The organism is Micromonospora tarensis, assembly GCF_016803395.1.
Classification (GTDB): Bacteria; Actinomycetota; Actinomycetes; order Mycobacteriales; family Micromonosporaceae; genus Micromonospora; species Micromonospora tarensis.
In genome coordinates this window covers 1-16,990 of record NZ_JAEVHL010000137.1, presented here as the reverse complement: position 1 = coordinate 16,990, position 16,990 = coordinate 1, and the positions used below count along the sequence as shown (strand labels likewise).

General features: G+C 71.8%; 13 protein-coding genes and 3 pseudogenes. 9 read left to right on the top strand and 7 right to left on the bottom strand.

Annotated features, from left to right (window positions below):
• On the top strand, positions 1 to 648 hold a 648-nt coding region (locus JM949_RS22960), incomplete at its 5' end, for a cobalamin B12-binding domain-containing protein (RefSeq protein ID WP_203150407.1).
• Between the two features lie 19 nt (positions 649 to 667).
• Here the strand turns inward: JM949_RS22960 and JM949_RS22955 are convergent.
• On the bottom strand, positions 668 to 1,285 hold the full coding sequence (locus tag JM949_RS22955; RefSeq protein ID WP_203150406.1) for a DUF4126 domain-containing protein: 618 nt from the start codon (positions 1,283 to 1,285) through the stop codon (positions 668 to 670).
• A gap of 71 nt (positions 1,286 to 1,356) precedes the next feature.
• On the opposite strand from JM949_RS22955, the gene nucS reads away from it, so the two are divergent.
• The gene (gene nucS / locus JM949_RS22950) at positions 1,357 to 2,016 is read left to right on the top strand and encodes an endonuclease NucS (protein WP_203150405.1); all 660 of its coding nucleotides are present in this window, start codon (positions 1,357 to 1,359) and stop codon (positions 2,014 to 2,016) included.
• 5 nt (positions 2,017 to 2,021) lie between these two features.
• On the opposite strand, the gene JM949_RS22945 is transcribed toward nucS, so the two are convergent.
• Complete coding sequence (locus JM949_RS22945) at positions 2,022 to 2,681, bottom strand: SAM-dependent methyltransferase (RefSeq protein ID WP_203150404.1); 660 nt, start codon at positions 2,679 to 2,681, stop codon at positions 2,022 to 2,024.
• Positions 2,682 to 2,761: 80 nt separating this feature from the next.
• A pseudogene (locus JM949_RS22940) lies at positions 2,762 to 4,257 on the bottom strand (aldehyde dehydrogenase family protein).
• 257 nt (positions 4,258 to 4,514) lie between these two features.
• Between JM949_RS22940 and JM949_RS22935 the strand changes: the two are divergent.
• The 7 genes and pseudogenes from JM949_RS22935 to JM949_RS22910 all read left to right on the top strand — a co-directional run bounded on the left by JM949_RS22935 (position 4,515) and on the right by JM949_RS22910 (position 9,927).
• Positions 4,515 to 4,931: an FHA domain-containing protein gene (locus JM949_RS22935; RefSeq protein ID WP_203150403.1), complete on the top strand. Its 417-nt coding sequence runs from the start codon at positions 4,515 to 4,517 to the stop codon at positions 4,929 to 4,931.
• An 81-nt stretch (positions 4,932 to 5,012) separates the two neighbouring features.
• Positions 5,013 to 6,074, top strand: coding sequence for an alpha/beta fold hydrolase (locus JM949_RS22930; protein WP_203150402.1), 1,062 nt, complete (start codon positions 5,013 to 5,015; stop codon positions 6,072 to 6,074).
• Between the two features lie 148 nt (positions 6,075 to 6,222).
• On the top strand, positions 6,223 to 8,013 hold the full coding sequence (locus JM949_RS22925; protein WP_203150401.1) for a 3-hydroxyacyl-CoA dehydrogenase family protein: 1,791 nt from the start codon (positions 6,223 to 6,225) through the stop codon (positions 8,011 to 8,013).
• Positions 8,014 to 8,053: 40 nt separating this feature from the next.
• Positions 8,054 to 8,146 (top strand): annotated as a pseudogene (locus JM949_RS39265) (SigE family RNA polymerase sigma factor); the annotation flags it as partial.
• Positions 8,147 to 8,154: 8 nt separating this feature from the next.
• Entirely contained in the window at positions 8,155 to 8,682 is a 528-nt protein-coding gene (locus JM949_RS22920; protein WP_203150400.1) for a hypothetical protein, read from the top strand.
• 43 nt (positions 8,683 to 8,725) lie between these two features.
• The gene (locus tag JM949_RS22915) at positions 8,726 to 9,049 is read left to right on the top strand and encodes a hypothetical protein (protein ID WP_309232281.1); all 324 of its coding nucleotides are present in this window, start codon (positions 8,726 to 8,728) and stop codon (positions 9,047 to 9,049) included.
• An 80-nt stretch (positions 9,050 to 9,129) separates the two neighbouring features.
• Positions 9,130 to 9,927, top strand: a complete 798-nt coding sequence (locus JM949_RS22910) for an alpha/beta hydrolase (protein WP_203150399.1) — start codon at positions 9,130 to 9,132, stop codon at positions 9,925 to 9,927.
• A 6-nt stretch (positions 9,928 to 9,933) separates the two neighbouring features.
• On the opposite strand, the gene JM949_RS22905 is transcribed toward JM949_RS22910, so the two are convergent.
• From JM949_RS22905 to ccrA, 4 genes and pseudogenes are all read right to left on the bottom strand, one after another.
• Positions 9,934 to 11,109 carry an AI-2E family transporter gene (locus JM949_RS22905; RefSeq protein ID WP_407664805.1) on the bottom strand — a complete coding sequence of 392 codons (1,176 nt, stop codon included), beginning with the start codon at positions 11,107 to 11,109 and terminating at the stop codon, positions 9,934 to 9,936.
• Between the two features lie 265 nt (positions 11,110 to 11,374).
• A pseudogene (locus JM949_RS22900) lies at positions 11,375 to 13,460 on the bottom strand (hypothetical protein).
• Between the two features lie 177 nt (positions 13,461 to 13,637).
• The gene (locus JM949_RS22895) at positions 13,638 to 14,900 is read right to left on the bottom strand and encodes a DivIVA domain-containing protein (protein ID WP_203150398.1); all 1,263 of its coding nucleotides are present in this window, start codon (positions 14,898 to 14,900) and stop codon (positions 13,638 to 13,640) included.
• 386 nt (positions 14,901 to 15,286) lie between these two features.
• On the bottom strand, positions 15,287 to 16,642 hold the full coding sequence (gene ccrA, locus JM949_RS22890; protein ID WP_203150408.1) for a crotonyl-CoA carboxylase/reductase: 1,356 nt from the start codon (positions 16,640 to 16,642) through the stop codon (positions 15,287 to 15,289).
• Positions 16,643 to 16,990 lie beyond the last annotated feature (348 nt).

Here is a 16,990-nt window from a genome sequence, read left to right as displayed (position 1 = left end):
GTCGAGGCGGCCCTCACCCGGCTCCGCGCGGACGCCGCGACCACCACCAACCTGATGCCGGCCACCCTGGCGTGCGTGCGGGCCGGGGTGACCACCGGCGAGTGGGCCGCCGCGCTCCGTCAGGTCTTCGGCGAGTACCGGGCCCCGACCGGCCTGGCCGGCGCCACCGGCGGCGGTGCTGAACCCGGTCTCGCGGCCGTCCGCGAGCGGGTCGTCGCCACCGCCCGCGAGCTGGGTAGCGGCCGGCTGCGGCTGCTGGTCGGCAAACCCGGCCTGGACGGGCACTCCAACGGTGCGGAACAGATCGCGGTACGCGCCCGCGACGCCGGCTTCGAGGTCGTCTACCAGGGCATCCGGCTCACCGCTGGACAGATCGTCGCCGCCGCCGTCGAAGAGGACGTCGACCTGGTCGGGCTCTCCGTGCTGTCCGGCTCGCACCTCGCCGCGGTACCCGCGGTGCTCGACGGGTTGCGTGCCGCCGGCCGTGCTGACCTGCCGGTGGTGGTGGGCGGCATCATCCCCGCGAGTGACGCGGACACCCTCCGGGCGGCCGGGGTCGCCCGGGTCTTCACCCCGAAGGACTTCGCGCTCACCGGCATCATCGACGATCTGGTGACGGTCATCCGGCGCGCCAACGACCTGCCCTGACCGGCCCCGGCGGGCGCTCTCAGACGCGGAAGCCGGCGGCGCGGGCCGCCTCGCGTTCGCGGCGTCGGTCCGTTCTGCGCCGGACGAACCAGAAGACGAAGAACACCAGGCCGACCAGGAAGACGAGCACCAGCACCGGCAGGATGACCGCAACCAGGGAGACGACCACACTGGTGGCGTCCTCGGCGGTGCTGGCGACCGGGGCGCCGAACCCGGCGGTGGTCGCGTTGACGATCGGGCGCGCCGCCGACTTGAGCAGGTGCACGCCCAAGGCCAGCAGGACGCCGGTGACCACCGGCACCCACTGGTGGGTCGAGAAGAAGCTCCCCGGGTCGCTGACCGTCACCGTCTCCGCGGAGGACCCGGCACCGAAGGCCAGGCCACCGGCGGTGGGCCGGACCACGGTCTGCACCACGTCGTTGACATGGTCGACCAATGGCACCTTGTCGGCCACCACCTCCACGGCGAGCAGCGCGGCCATGATGACGAGGACCCAACCGTTGCCGAGCCAGGCCCAGCCGCTGGGCAGGTCGATCAGGTCGGTGTAGCGGCCGAGCAGACCGAGGACGAGCAGGGGTATGTAGGCGTTCAGCCCCGCCGAGGCGGCGAGACCGGTGCCGGTGAGAACTTCGAACACCGTCTCAGCATCGCACCGACGCGCCAGTGCCGCTCGCTGGCGGTCGGCGGGTGCTCGGCTACCCTCGTCGGGTGCGGTTGGTCATTGCGAAGTGCTCGGTGGACTATGTCGGACGGCTCTCGGCTCACCTGCCGCTGGCCACCCGGTTGCTGATGGTGAAGGCGGACGGGTCGGTGTCGATCCACGCCGACGACCGGGCGTACAAGCCGTTGAACTGGATGAGCCCGCCGTGCCGGCTGGAGGAGGCCCCCGGGGTGTGGCGGGTGGTCAACAAGGCGGGTGAGGAGCTGCGGATCACCCTGGAGGAGATCTTCCAGGACACCTCGTACGAGTTGGGAGTGGATCCGGGCCTGCGCAAGGATGGGGTCGAGGCGCACCTACAGGAGTTGCTGGCCGCCAACCCGGGCGCGTTGGGTGAGGGGTTCACGCTGGTCCGCCGCGAGTACATGACGGCGATCGGCCCGGTCGACCTGCTCTGCCGGGACGCGAACTCGGGTGCGGTCGCGGTGGAGGTCAAGCGGCGTGGCGACATCGACGGGGTGGAGCAGTTGACCCGCTACCTCGAGCTGATGAACCGTGACCCGCTGCTCAGCCCGGTGGCCGGGGTCTTCGCCGCCCAGGAGATCAAGCCGCAGGCCCGGGTGCTCGCCACCGACCGGGGTATCCGGTGCGTGGTGGTGGACTACGACAAGCTGCGCGGCATCGAGAAGGACGAGCTGACGCTCTTCTGAGCGGTTCACTCGCCGGTACGCACCGCTATCAGCGACTTGGGCAGGCCGAACACCCGCTCGACCAGCATGCCCGACTCGGGGAAGTAGTGGCGCATCTGCGAGCGGTCCAACAATTCGGTCCAGAGCACCTGATGGATGGCGGCGTCGTGGCTGCGGGTGGGCTTGTGCCCCAGCGGCCAGCGCCGCGCGAGCGCGGTACGCAGGCGCACCGGCAGGAACTGCATGCCTGGCGCGATCCAGTGTGGCTCGATGGGAAAGTAGCGGTAGGGCGTCTGCACCCAGTGCCGGTCGGCCAGCGCGCGGGCGGTGGCGGCGAAGCGGAGCCGGCGTTCGTGCCCGCCCACGTGCTCCAGCACGGAGTTGGAGAAGACCAGGTCGTAGGGGCCCTTGGCGAGGTGTGCGGGCAGGTCGCAGGCGTCGGCCTGGACGACGTCTGCCCAGTCGGGCACCACGGCCGGCGGCTGCTCCAGGTTGACGACGGTCACCCGGGCCGGCCGGACGGTGGCGCGGTGCCAGGTGCCGAGCCGGCCGCCGAGGTCGACCACGTGCATGTCGCCGATTTCGGGGAAGGTGCGCGCCAACCAGTCCGAACGATGCCGACGTCGTCGGGCGCTCCACGACTGGTCGCTGTCGACAAGCCGGTAGCGCAATCGATTGGTGCCCATTTAACGCAATGTACCGCCGCGACCACAGCGTACAAACATGTGGATTAACCGATTGTCATTGAAGATCGGTTATCCGACACTCACCTTCCGTACATCACCTTGATCGCCTTCACCAGTCGGGCCACGTCGGTCGGGGTGCGTTCGAAGGTCATCGACGGCAACAGCGAGCGGGCCCGCCGCCGGGTGATCGACTTGGCCGGCCGAACTCGCGCAGCCCGTCCTCCCCGTGGATCCGCCCGAAGCCGGAGTCGCCGACCCCGCCGAAGGGCAGGGTGGACATGCCGGCGAAGGTCAGCGTGGAGTTGATCGAGGCCATGCCGGAGCGCAGTCGCCGGGCGATGGCCACCGCCCGCCGGCGGCCGAAGACCGAACCACCCAGGCCGTACGGCACCGCGTTGGCGCGGGTGACGGCCTCGTCGGCGTCGCGGACCCGGCTGATGGTCACTGTGGGCCCGAAGGTCTCCTCGCGGACGGCGGCCGACTCCTCCGGGACGTCCACCAGCACGGTCGGGTGGACGTACGGCGGCTGCACCGCGCCCGGGCCGCCGAGCACGGCCCGCCCGCCGGAGGTGATCGCGGCGTCGATGTGCCGGCGGATCACGTCGAGCTGTCCGGGCATGGTGATCGGCCCGATGTCGGTGCCCTCCGGCCCGACTGTCAACTGACCGGCGCGAGCCACCACCTTGTCGACGAAGGCGTCGAAGACCGCGTCGACGGCGTACACCCGCTCGATGCCGATGCAGGTCTGACCCGCGTTGGTCATGCCGCCCCAGACGCACGCCTCGGCGGCCGCGTCCAGGTCGGCGTCGCTGTCGACGATCATCGCGTCCTTGCCGCCGCCCTCGATGAGCACCGGGGTCAGCGTCTCGGCGCAGGCGGCCATCACCTTGCGGGCGGTCGCTGTGGAGCCGGTGAAGGCCAGCTTGTCGACCCCGGAGCGGCACAGCGCCGCGCCCACGTCGCCCAGGCCGTGCACGGCGGTGAACACCTGTTGTTCGGGCACCAGCTCGGCGAAGCTGTCCACCAGCCACTGGCCGACGGCGGGCGTGTACTCGCTCGGCTTGAGCACCACCGCGTTACCGGCGGCCAGGGCGTACGCGGCGGAGCCGATAGGTGTGAAAACCGGGTAGTTCCACGGCCCGATCACGCCGACCACGCCGTACGGCTGGTATTCCAGGTGTCCGGAGAACTCGGCGAGGATGAGTCGGGATCGGACCCGGCGCGGGCCGAGCACCCGGCCGGCGTTGCGGGCGGCCCAGTCGATGTGCTCGATCGCGGTGACGATCTCGACGATGGCGTCGGCGACCGGCTTGCCGCCCTCGACGTGCACCAGCTCGGCCAGCTCCTCGATCCGCTTGGCCAGCAGGGCACGCCACCGCAGCAGCCGCTCGCGGCGGCCGGTGAAGCCGAGCCCGGCCCACCACTCGCCGGCGGCGCGGGCGCGGCCGACGGCCTCCCGCACGTCGGCCTCGGTGGCGACCGGGAGCCGACCGGCCTCCACGCCGGTCGCCGGGCTGGTCGACACCAGCTGGCCCGACTCGATGACCGGGAGACCGGGGACATGCACAGCCGTCATGGGCGGAAGTCTAAACCCGAAGATTACTCGTCGGTAGGCCTCCGATTCGGGGTGCGGGGACCGGCGACGCACCGACCCGACCGATCGTTGATCAGTGCAGGTCAGCGCGTTGGTGACGGACAGCGCCCGCCCGAATCGTCGAACGGCAGGTGGCCGGGAGGTGACGAGAGGCTGACCGGCCGGTCGGTATTGACGATTACCGTCTGATGGCAGGCTGACGCGCGGAGTGACGGTGTGGGGTGGAGGGCTGACTGTCCATGGAGGAACATCCGGAACTGATGCCGCTGCTGACGGTCGCGGGTGGGCCGATGCGCGGAGCGAGTTTTCGCATGCGAGCCGAACCGCAGGTGATCGGCCGGGCACCGACCGGCCAGGTCGTCATCAACGACCCGCACCTGAGCCGCCGCCACGCCGAGGTGTGGCTGGCGCCGGAGGGCCCGTCCCTGCGGGACCTCGGCTCCACCAACGGCACCTGGCTCAACGACCGCCGGATCACCGAGGTGGAGTTGCTCTCCGACGGTGACGTGATCCGGCTCGGCCGTACCGAGCTGCGGCTGTTCGACCCCGGGGTGGCGCTCACCGACCCGGTGGGGCTCAGCTTCGGCCCGTCCCGGCGCGACGTCCGACCGACGCTGCCGCTGCCGTTGGCCACGCCGCCGGGCCGGCGACGGTAAGGCCGGCCCACACCCGGGGCGCATCCCGGATGGCCGCCGGACACCTGGACCGGCGTGGGTGGGCGTGGCAGCATGCCGCGGATGGATACCGAGCAGCGGACCGTGACGGCGAACGGCATCACCCAGGCGGTACGGGTGGCCGGCCCGCCGGACGGCACGCCGGTGCTGCTGATCCACGGCAACTGCTCGTCGGCGTTGTTCTGGGAGCCGCTGGTCCGGCGGCTGCCACCGACGTTGCGGGTGATCGCCCCCGACCTGCGCGGGTACGGCAACTCGGAGACGGCCCCGGTGGACGCCACCCGGGGCCTGCGGGACTTCGCCGACGACGTGGCCGCCCTGCTGGACGACCCGACCCTCCTCTGCGCCGACGCTCGCCCGGTCGTGGTCGGGCACTCCCTCGGCGGCGGAGTGGCGATGCGGCTGCTGGTCGACCACCCGCACCGGGTGGGAGCGCTGCTGCTCGCGGCACCGGTCTCCCCGTACGGCTTCGGGGGCACCCGCGACCTGACCGGCACGCCGACCACAGCGGACTTCGCCGGCACCGGCGCCGGCACGGCGAACCCGAGCTTCGTCGCCCGACTCGCGGCCGGCGACCGGGACGCGGACGACCCGACCAGTCCGCGTGCCGTGCTGCGCGCCACCTACGTGGCCGATCCCGCCGCGCTGGGCGCGGACGAGGATCTGCTGCTGGACTCCCTGCTCTCCACCGCGACCGGGGACGACAACTACCCGGGCACCGCGCTGCCGTCGGAGAACTGGCCGGGCACCGCGCCGGGCGACCGCGGCGTGCTCAACGCGCTCGCGCCGGCCTGGTTCCGGCTCGCCGACGAGCTGGTGGCCGTCGCCGAGAAGCCGCCCGTCACTTGGGTACGCGGGGACGCCGACGTCATCGTCTCGGACACCTCGCTGTTCGACCTGGCGTACCTGGGTTCGTTGGATCTCGTGCCCGGTTGGCCGGGCGCGGACGCCTGCCCGCCACAGCCGATGGTCGGCCAGACCCGGGCGGTGCTGGAGCGCTACGCGGCGGCCGGCGGCGCGTACCACGAGGTGGTGCTGCCCGGCTGCGGGCACAGCCCGCACCTGGAGCGCCCGGCCGAGTTCGTCGCGGAGCTGCTGGCGTTGACCGGCGGGCCCGCCGCCTGACCGGCGGTCCGGCCGGGCCCGTGCCCGATGGTGGGTGCTGGGTGAAATATGCCACCGCGTCTCGACAACCCAGCGTCAGGTGGCAGACTCGCGCGCATAACCTAAGCGACCGTTCAGTGGTCGTACGGAGTCTCCGGGGAGGCCGGTCATGGCGCGCGAGATCAGCACCGTGGGCGTGGTGGGGCTGGGCACCATGGGTGCCGGCATCGTCGAGGTCTTCGCCCGCAACGGCATCGACGTGGTGGCCGTCGAGATCTCCGCGCCGGCGCTGGAGCGCGGCCGGGCCACCCTGACCAGCTCCACCGACCGGGCGGTCGCCAAGGGCAAGCTCGCCGAGGCGGACCGCGACGCCCTGCACGAACGGGTGCACTTCGAGGTCGGGCTGGACGCGCTGCACTCCGTCGACCTCGTCATCGAGGCCGTGCCCGAGCACCTGGACCTCAAGCAGCGGATCTTCGCCGAGCTGGACCGGGTCTGCCGGCCGGAGGCCATCCTCGCCACCAACACGTCGTCGCTGAGCGTCACCGAGATCTCGGTGGCCACCAGCCGGCCCAACCAGGTGATCGGCATCCACTTCTTCAACCCGGCGCCGGTGATGAAGCTGGTCGAGGTGGTCCGCACGGTGGTCACCTCGCCCGAGGTGGTCGCCGACGTCGAGGCGCTCTGCGCCCGGCTCGGCAAGGTCGACGTCACCATCAACGACCGGGCCGGCTTCATCGCCAACGCACTGCTCTTCGGCTACCTCAACCACGCGGTCGGGATGTTCGAGTCGCGCTACGCGACCCGGGAGGACATCGACGCCGCGATGAAGCTCGGTTGCGGCCTGCCGATGGGCCCGCTGGCCCTGATGGACCTGATCGGCCTGGACACCGCGTACGAGATCCTGGACACCATGTACCGGCGCGGCGGGCGGGACCGCCGGCACGCCCCGGTGCCGCTGCTCAAGCAGATGGTCACGGCGGGACTGCTCGGCCGCAAGTCCGGTCGCGGTTTCTACACCTACGAGCGGCCCGGTTCGCCGAAGGTCGTACCCGACGAGACGACGCCGCCGACGACGGACGCCGCGCTCGCCGACGGCGCGCGGGCCATCGCCAAGGTGGGCGTGGTCGGTTCCGGCACGATGGCCACCGGGATCATCGAGGTCTTCGCGAAGGCCGGGTACGAGGTCGTCTCGGTGACCCGGGGCGCGGAGAAGTCCGCGTCGGTCTGCGAGGCGGTGAAGACCTCGTTGAACAAGGGTGTGGTCCGGGGCAAGCTCGCCGAGGCCGACCGGGACGCCGCGCTCGGCCGGATCACCTGGTCGGCCACGCTCGACCACCTCGCCGACGTCGACCTGGTGGTCGAGGCGGTCATCGAGGAGCTGAGCGTCAAGAAGGCCCTCTTCGCCAGCCTCGACGAGATCTGCAAGCCGGGCGTCGTGCTGGCCACCACCACCTCGTCGCTGCCGGTGATCGACGTGGCGATGGCCACCCAACGGCCGGCCGACGTGGTCGGGCTGCACTTCTTCAACCCGGCGCCGGTCATGCCGCTGGTCGAGGTGGTCCGGACCATCCGCACCTCACCGGAGGCCACCGCCACCGCGCGGGCGGTCTGCGCCGCGCTCGGCAAGACCGGCGTGGTCTGCGGCGACCGGTCCGGGTTCATCGTCAACGCGCTGCTCTTCCCGTACCTGAACGACGCGGTGAAGATGCTGGAGGCCAGCTACTCGACGGCCGACGACATCGACCACGCGATGAAGCTGGGCTGCGGCTACCCGATGGGCCCGTTCGAGCTGCTGGACGTGGTCGGGCTGGACGTCGCGCTGGCCATCCAGCGGGAGCTGTACCTGGAGCTGCGCGAGCCCGGCTTCGCGCCCGCGCCCCTGTTGGAACACCTGGTCACGGCCGGCTACCTGGGCCGTAAGACCCGCCGCGGATTCCGCGACCACTCGCACCGCTGACAGTGTCAACGCCGGAGGGTGCCGCCGGCGTCTGCAGGGTGTGACCTTCGAGGAGTACGTCAGCAGCCGGGGCCCGGCGCTGGTCCGGCTCGCCCGGTTGCTGACCGGTGACGAACACCGGGCCGAGGACCTCACGGTTCCGTGGTCCACTCCGACGGGCCGGACGGTGCGCCGATCTGGCGGCGCTACTGGCAGCCGGCACCCGGCGTGTACGCGGGAGCCAGCGTGCCCGGCCCGAACGAGGGCCCACTGTACGACGCGGCCGAGGCGCTACGGCTCGACCAGGCGTACGCGTGCACCGGTCCGCTGCGGTTGACCGCCCTGCCGACCGGTGCGCGGCTCACCGCCTGTTGGATGGTCGTGGGCACCTTCCCGGCGGCGTACGCGGTGCTGCTGCACGTCCGGGACGACGACCGGGGCACGGGGATGCTTGTCGAGTTGCAGTACGCGGCCACCCCGGTGACGGTCAAGGCGCCGGCGAACCGGACGATCGGCGGCCGGCCGGCCCATTTCGATCCCACCGGTGAGCGGCTGGAACTCCTCGACATCCCGCGGGCCCAACTCTTCGCCACCCTCAGCGCGGAGCGACGCTTCAGCGAGGCGGAGGCCGGCACCGTGCTGCTCGGGGCGCGGGTCGCCGAGCACCTCGACCGGCCCGCGACCTGGTGACCGCCCCGGGCGGCCGGGTCCGCCGGACGTAGGCTTGGTGACTGTGAGCCCCCGTCGCAATCGCCCTCGCCGGGACGACAACGCCAACCTGGACGCCGACCGGGTCCGCCAGGGCGTCGCCTCGGTGCAGCAGTGGACCGACGGCGCCTGGCAGGTGCGTGGGATCGGCGCGGGCGCGTCGGTCAAGACGTACCGCTGCCCCGGTTGCGACCAGGAGATCCGACCCGGGGTGGCGCACCTGGTGGCCTGGCCGGCGGACGGCCTGGGTGACCTGACCGACCGGCGGCACTGGCACAGCGGCTGTTGGCGCGCCCGGGACCGGCGCGGCCCGGCGGTGCAGCGCGGCCGGGGCAGCCCGCGCTACTGAGCGACCCGTGGTCAGCGACCTGGATCACCCTGTTCGTGCCTGGGCGGGCGGTGGCGGCGACTTCACGACAGACTTGGGCGGTGAGCACAGCGATCCGCGCGTCGTCGATCCTGCCCGCCCGCCGGGAGAACATCGAGCTGCACACCGCCGACGGGCTGCGGCTGGTCGGCGAGCTGGCCGTGCCGGCCGACCGGCCGCCGGTGGCCACCCTGGTCTGCCTGCACCCGCTGCCCACCCACGGCGGGATGATGGACAGCCACGTGTTCCGCAAGGCGGCCTGGCGGTTGCCCGCGCTGGCCGACCTGGCCGTGCTGCGGTTCAACACCCGGGGCACCAGCAGTGTGCGCGGCACCAGCGAGGGCGCCTTCGACGGCGCGGTGGGCGAGCGGTACGACGTGGCCGCCGCGATCGAGTACGCGGAGTTTGCCGAGCTGCCCAACATCTGGCTGGTCGGCTGGTCGTTCGGGACCGACCTGGCGCTCAAGTACGGCTGCGATCCGGCCGTCGCCGGGGCGATCCTGCTCTCCCCGCCGCTGCGCTTCTCGGCCCCCGCCGACCTGGCCACCTGGGCGGGCTCGGGTCGCCCGCTGGTGGCGCTGGTGCCGGAGTTCGACGACTACCTGCGCCCGGTCGAGGCGGGGGAGCGGTTCGCCGCCGTGCCGCAGGCCGAGGTGGTCGGGGTGCCCGGGGCCAAGCACCTCTGGGTGGGTGACGCGGAGACGGTGCTCGACGAGATCGTCCGGCGGGTCAACCCGGCAGTCGAGGTGCCGCTGCCGACGACCTGGGACGGCCCGATGGAGGCCGGTGACGTCAGCGCGTACGCCGACCGGACGGTGGCGGCCTTCGCCGACAGGCCCGTTCCCGGCCCGGCCGACTGACGTCGGTCAGCGTCCCTCCTGGCGGGGCAGCACCACCTCGCGCAGGATCAGTTGCAGCGCGGCCACCGTGGGGATGGCGATCAGCGCGCCCACCACGCCCAGTAGGGCCACGCCGAGCAGCGCGGCCAGCAGGGCGGCGACCTCGTTGACCTCCACCGATCGCCGCATCACCTTCGGATAGATCAGGTAGTTCTCCACCTGCTGGTAGACGAGGAAGAACACCGCGCAGGCGATGCCGGTGGGCAGGTCGGCGGCGAACCCGACCAGGCTCACGATCACCGCGCCCAGGGTCGCGCCGATCTGTGGGATCAGGTCGGTCACGGCGACCACCACGGCCAGCGCGAACGGGTACGGCAGCCCGACGACCAGCGCGAAGACGAACGTGGTCGCGCCGGCCAGCACCGCGATGCTCAGCGCGCCGACCATGTACGCGCCCACCTTGGCCAGGATCTCGTCGCCGATCAACTGCACCCGCTCGCGCCGGGACCGGGGCACCAACGAGTAGCCCAGGGAGCGCAGCCGGTTGAAGTAGGCCAGGAAGTAGATGGTCAGCACCAGCACGGTCAGCGTGCGGAACACCGTGCCGAAGATCAGTTGCGCGCCGCCCAGCACCCCGCCGAGCGCCCGGCCGACGGTGTCCGCGTTCGCCGCGCCCTGCACCCGCTCCACCACGTCGTACCGCTCGACCAGGTCGTTGACCGTGGGATTGCGGCGCAACTCCGCAAGCAGGCTCGGGATCTGGTCGATGAACTGACCTGACTGGGTGACGATCGGCGGGACCAGCGCCACCACGCCCCCGCAGAGCAGCAGCACCACGGTCAGCGCGACCGCCGCCACCGCCAGGCCGTGCGGCACACCCCAGCGGCGGAGTCGGACCACCGCCGGGTTGAGACCGACCGCGAGGAAGAGCGCGATCACCACCAGCACGAGGATGCCGCCGGCATTGCGAATCCCCAGATAGAGGGTGTACGCCAGCAGCACGCCCAGGGCGCCGGTGAAGCCGATCAGGAAACTGCTGCGCCGCAACGGGCGCCCCGGGCTGCCGAACCTCCCGGACGGGACGGCCGGCGGCTCGTCCGGGTCGATCCCCGGTGCGGGCACCGGCACCGGCGGTGGCACCTCCGCCGGTGGGTCTTCGGGTCGCACATCTGGTTCGTCACCCGATGGATCGTGCTGCGGCACCAGGTCCTCCCATCAGGTCGATCGAGTGCCGGCGAGCGGGCTTCGTCGCGAACGTCTGCCGTCGTGAGAGCAGCGTAGCCACGTCACCATCTCGGTCAACCGCCTGGCCAGGTGGGCGATCACGCCGCCGGCATCCCGCCCGGTCGACCGGTGGGCACGGCCGGCGGTGGGCACGGAGATCTTGGACAGTTTCCGTCAGCGGATGACGGAAACTGTCCAAGATTGCCAGGGGTGGCGCGCGGGGCGCGGCGTCGGGGCCTGCCCGTCACTCCTTGTCGAGAGTGACCTTGCTGGGCTTGGCGCTGCGCTCGTCGGTGGTGGGCTTGGTGGGCCGCTTGCCGTTCTCACCGGTGCTGGTGATCTTGGTGGGCTTGGCACCGCGGCCACCCTCGCCCGGAACAGCGGCGACCGTCGGCTCGCCGTCCACCCCGGCGCTCGCCGTCCCACCGTCCACTGTGGTGACCGGCTCGGCCACCGGCCGTGGCGTGGACCGCTCGGCGTCCTCCGCACTCGCGCTCACCGGCTGCTTGGCGTCGGCGGGCTCAGCCTTCAACCCGGTGCCAGTGCCGGTGCCCGCGCCGCGTCGACGCTCACCGGGGCGGACCGGGCCGGCCGTCGGCGCCAGCGCTCGCGTCGTCGCCGCCGGCCGGGGCGGTCGGGCCGTCGATCGGGCCGGTGACGCTCTGCAACCGCAGCTCGGAGAGCTGCCGCTGGAGCGCGTCGGACTCCTGTCGGGACTTCCAGGTCTCCTGCCGCAGGTCCGCGAGCTGCTGCTGAGCCTGGGCGATCTCCAGCATCACCTGGGCCAACTGCTGCCGGCCCGCCGCCGACTCCTGCTGGGTGGCCGCCAGGTGCTGCTGGGTGGTGGCCAGGTGCTGCTGCGTGGTGGCCGCGTACTCCTCGAACTGCCGCCGGGACGCCGCGACGTGCTCGTCGGCCTTGCGGCGCTTCTCCACGGCCTCGGCCTCGGCCCGGCTCAGCAACTCGGCGGCCTCCGTCTCGGACCGCTGGCGCAGCGCCGCCGCGTCCCGCTCGGCCGCCTCGCGGACCTCGGCCGCGCCCTGCTCGATCTCGTTCTTGCGCGTCGTGTACTCGGTCTCCAGCTCGTCCTTCCGGGTGGAGTACTCGGTCTCCAACTGGTTCTTGCGGCCGGAGTATTCGGCCTCCAGTTCGTCGCGTCGGGTGGTGAACCCCGTCTCCAGCTCCTGCTGGCGCGACTCGTGCTGCTTGTCCAGCTCATCGCGGCGCTTGGCGAACTCCTGCTCGGCGGTGGACCGCCGCTGGGCCAGCTCCCGGTCGGCCGCCTCCCGACGGGAGTTGACCTCCTGCTCCACGCCGGCCCGCCACGCACCCAGTTCCTGCTGGGTCTGCGCCCGGGTCTGCTGCACGTACGCCTCGGTCTCGGTGCGCATCCGCTGCACGTACGCCTCGGTCTCGGCGCGGCTGCGCTTGGCCGACTCGGCGGCCTGGGTGGTCAGCCGCTCGGCCTCCTGCTGCGCCTTGGCCCGGGTGGCCCGCCCCGCCATCGACGCGTCGTCGATGATCTGCTTGGCCTCCTGCTGCGCCTTGGCGTGGGTGGCCCGCCCGGCCTCGGTCGCGGCGTCGGTGAGCCGCTTGGCCTCCTGGAGGGCCTTGGCGTGCACCTCCTTGGCGGCCTCGCGTAGCTCGCTGGCCTCCTGCCGGGCGTTGGCCAGCGTCTCGCGGGCCGTCTCGCGCAGCTTGGTCGACTCCTGCTGGGCGCGGGTGTGGATCTCCTTGGCGGTGTCCCGCAGCTGGGTGGCCTCCTGCTGGGCCTTCGCCAGCGCGTCCTGCGCCGCCTTGCGTAGCTGCGCCGCCTCGTCCCTGGCCGACCGCAGGGCAGCGTCCGCCTCGGCCCGACGGGCGGTGGTGTGCCGCTCCTCCTCCGCACGTCGTGCGGCGAGGGCGATCTCGAAGTCCTTGAGTGCCCGGTCGGCCTGCTCGCGGGCCTCCTCGACGATGTGCTCGGCGGCGGCACGACGCGCCTCGATCTCGTCGTTGGCCTCGGACACGATCTGCTCGGCCTGCTCCTCGGCGAGCGTCAGGATCGACTCGACCCGGGGGCCAAGGTGCCGGAAGGAGGCCCGGTCGACCACGTTCATCTGCTTGCGCACCTGGGTCAGGTCGCGCTGAAGCACCTCGACCTGGCCGGCGAGCTTGTGGATCTGTGTGTACGCCTGTTCCCGTTCGGAAGCGAGGGTCGCGATCTCGTGCTCAGCACGCGCAACGTATCGGTCGACCTGTTTCTTCTCGTACCCCCGCAGAGCGGACTCGAAGCTGGGCTCCGTCGTCACGTCCCCGCCGAGAGCGAACAGTTCCTCGCCGTGCGACATGCCCCCATCCTCACACGCAACGGGCCCTCCTGGGGCGATACGGACGGGCCTTCTGGGAGCTACTTCACTCCGCTGTCGCCGAGGGAGAGCACGAGCTGGGAAACGCATACGGCGCGAGGTGGCGCCGGTTACCCGGTGTCACCTCGCGCCGTCGATGCCCCGACCTGACCCCTCGGGTCAGCCGGCGGTCTCCGCGGGCACCCGCTCCTGACCGCCATCGGTCTTCTTGGCCTCCGGCTTGGCGGCCGGAGCGCCCTGCGCCGGCATCCCCGGCACGATCCCGGCGAGCCCGGAGAGCATCTGCCCCAGCTGCGAGGTGACCGCGTCCTTCTGCCGGGTGAGGTCCTCGACCTCGCGGCGGGCGGCCTGCGTGGTCAGCTCGGCCTCGGTGCGGGCCTCGGTGAGCAGACGCTGCGACTCGGCCTTCGCCTCGTGGAGCATCTTCTCGGAGTGCGCCTTGGCCTTGTCCACCGTCTCGGCGGCGTTGCGCTCGGACTCGACCCGCCGCGCCTCGGCGCGCTGCTCGATCTCCTTGGCCCGCTCCTGCGCGGCCCGGGCCCGCTGCTCGGCCTCGCTGACCATCTTCTGGGTCTGCGCGACCTGTGCGGCGTGCCGCTCGGACTCCTCGCGCTCGGCCTTCTCCCGGCGCTCGGCCAGCTGGAGTTCGAGGGCCTGCAGGTCCTTGTCGCGCTTGTCCCGCGCGTCGGTGAGCAGCTTGGTCGCCTCGGCGCGCTTCTCCTCAGCCTCGCGGGCGGCCTTCGCCCGCTGCTGGGTGATCTCGCGCTCGGCGGTGGCCCGAAGGGTGGCCACCTCCCGCTCGACAGTCGACTTCAGCTCGGCCACCTCGTGCGCGGTGACGGTACGCAGCTGCTTGGTCTCGCGGTCGGCGTCCGCGCGCAGCGTGTCGGCCTCACGGCGGGCCTGCACCCGGACCTCGGCGGCCTCGCGCTCGGCGGCCGTGCGCAGGTTGCCCGCCTCACGCTCGGCGCTGGCCTTCATGGCCGCGGCCTCGGCCCGGGCCTTGTCGGTGATCTCACGCGCCTCGAGGCGGGCGGCGGAGAGGATCCCCTCCGACTCGCGCTTGGCCTCGTTGCGGTGGTCGTTGGCCTGCTCCTCGGCGAGCCGGAGGATCTGCTCGACGCGGGTGCCGAGCCCGGAGAGGGTGGGCCGGCTGTTCTCTTCGAGCTGCTTGTTCGTGTCGGTGAGCTTCTGCTCCAGCGCGGTCATGCGCTGCTCGGCTTGGCGGAGCCGACGCTGGGCGTCGTTCATCCGCTGCTCGGCCTCGGCACGGGCCTGCTCGGACTGGGTCAGCGCGGCGGTCATCCGGCCGAGGAAGTCGTCGACCTGATGGGTGTTGTATCCGCGCAGGCCAACGGTGAAATCTGGCTGCGAGTTCGCGTTATCGAAGAACGCGAGAGGGGAGGACTGCTGCTGGGGCATTGGGACATACTGGCAGACGCCCCAGGGTGCTTCGCAAGAGCGGTGCGCAGCTTTCGTGCCCTCTTTACATGGTCAACTCCCGCGATCGGTGGGCTCCGACCAATCGGCGATCTTGGCAGCTCCCGGCCGGTGGGACGGCACGCAGCGTGACGCGGAAAAGGGCCCCGGGGTTACCCCGAGACCCTTTGTTCGATCCGGCTTTCCGCTAATGAGAGCGGGAGAACAATGGCCGATCAGCGCATTGGCCACCTGGCGTTCAGCCGTCCGGCCGGCGGCCGAGGCCACGGTCGGTGCCGCCCGGCCCGGCGGTGCCGGTCGGTGCGTTCCGCGCTGCCGGTCGGTGCGTTCCGCGCTGCCGGTCGGTGTGTTCCGGCCGGCGGTGCCGGTCAGTGCCCCCGGAACCGGTTGATCGCGTCCTCGTGCCGAGCCCGCAACTCCCCGTCGCGTACGCCGAGCCCGTCGGTGGGTGCCAGGCAGCGCACGCCGACCTTGCCCTGGTGGGCGTTGCGGTGCACCTCGTACGCCGCCTGACCGGCCTGCTCCAACGGGTAGGTGCGGGACACCGTCGGGTGCACCTTGCCGAGCGCGACCAGGCGGTTGGCCTGCCACGCCTCGTGATAGTTGGCGAAGTGGCTGCCGACGATCCGCTTGAGGTGCATCCACAGGTAGCGGTTGTCGTACTGGTGCTGGAAGCCGCTCGTGGAGGCGCAGGTGACGATGGTGCCGCCGCGCCGGGCCACGTAGACGCTCGCGCCGAACGTTTCCCGACCCGGGTGTTCGAACACGATGTCCGGGTCCTCGCCGCTGGTCAGCTCGCGGATCCGCTCGCCGAAACGCCGCCACTCGTCCGGGTCCTGGGTCTCCTCGTCCTTCCAGAAGCGGAATCCCTCCGCTGCCCGGTCGATGACCAGCTCCGCGCCCATCCGGCGGCACAGCTCGGCCTTCTCCGGCGAGGAGACGACGCAGACCGGGATCGCGCCACCGTTGAGCGCCATCTGGGTGGCGTACCCGCCGAGGCCGCCGGAGGCGCCCCAGATCAGCACCACGTCACCCTGCTTCATGTTGGCGCCGTGGTGCGAGACGAGCTGCCGGTACGCGGTGGAGTTGACCAGGCCCGGGGCGGCCGCCTCCTCCCAGCTGAGGTGGCGCGGCTTGGGCATCAGCTGGTTCGCCTTGACCACCGCCAGCTCGGCCAGCCCACCGAAGTTGGTCTCGAAGCCCCAGATCCGTTGCTGCGGGTCGAGCATGGTGTCGTCGTGCCCGGCGGCGTCCTCCAACTCGACCGAGAGACAGTGCGCGACCACCTCGTCGCCGGGTGCCCACCGGGTCACCCCGGCGCCGGTGCGCAGCACCACGCCCGCCGCGTCCGAGCCGACCACGTGGTACGGCAGGTCGTGCCGGCGGGTCAGCGCGGAGACCCGGCCGTAGCGCTCCAGGAACCTGAAGGTGCTCACCGGCTCGAAGATGCTGGTCCACACCGTGTTGTAGTTGATCGCGCTCGCCATCACCGCGATCAGTGCCTCGCCCGGCGCCAGCTCCGGCGTCGGCACCTCCTGCACGTGCAGCGCCTTGCGGGGGTCCTTGTCCCGGGCGGTCATGCCGTCGAACATCCGGGCCTCCTCGGCGCGGACCACCACGCCCCGGTAGCTCTCCGGTACGGGCAGCCCGGCGACGCCGGCGAGTTCCCGGTCAGGATCGTTCGACTCTTCCGCCGCCATGATCGCTTCGAGGATGTCCTGCACGGTGACCTCCGGTTCGTCCGCACCCGCACGGGCCCGGGTGCTGCCATCGTCGGCGCCGGTGGACGCGACCGCCATGTCGGCATTCGCCATATCCGGCACCGGTCGCGCCCCGGTGGGGCCGGACGTTACTGAACGGTAGCTAGGCCGGGAAGTCATCTGTGAAAAACTGCATCGACCGATGCGTGAAGGTGTCCGACCACCCCGCCAATCGCGCACCGACGTGCGCCCCACCCGCCCGCACCGCCCTGTTGATCAAGAGCCGCCGGTCGGCCTCCGAGGGCGGAGACTGACGCGAACCTCTTGATCGACAGGGCGGTGCGGGTGAGGTGGCGGTGGGTGGGGCTAGTG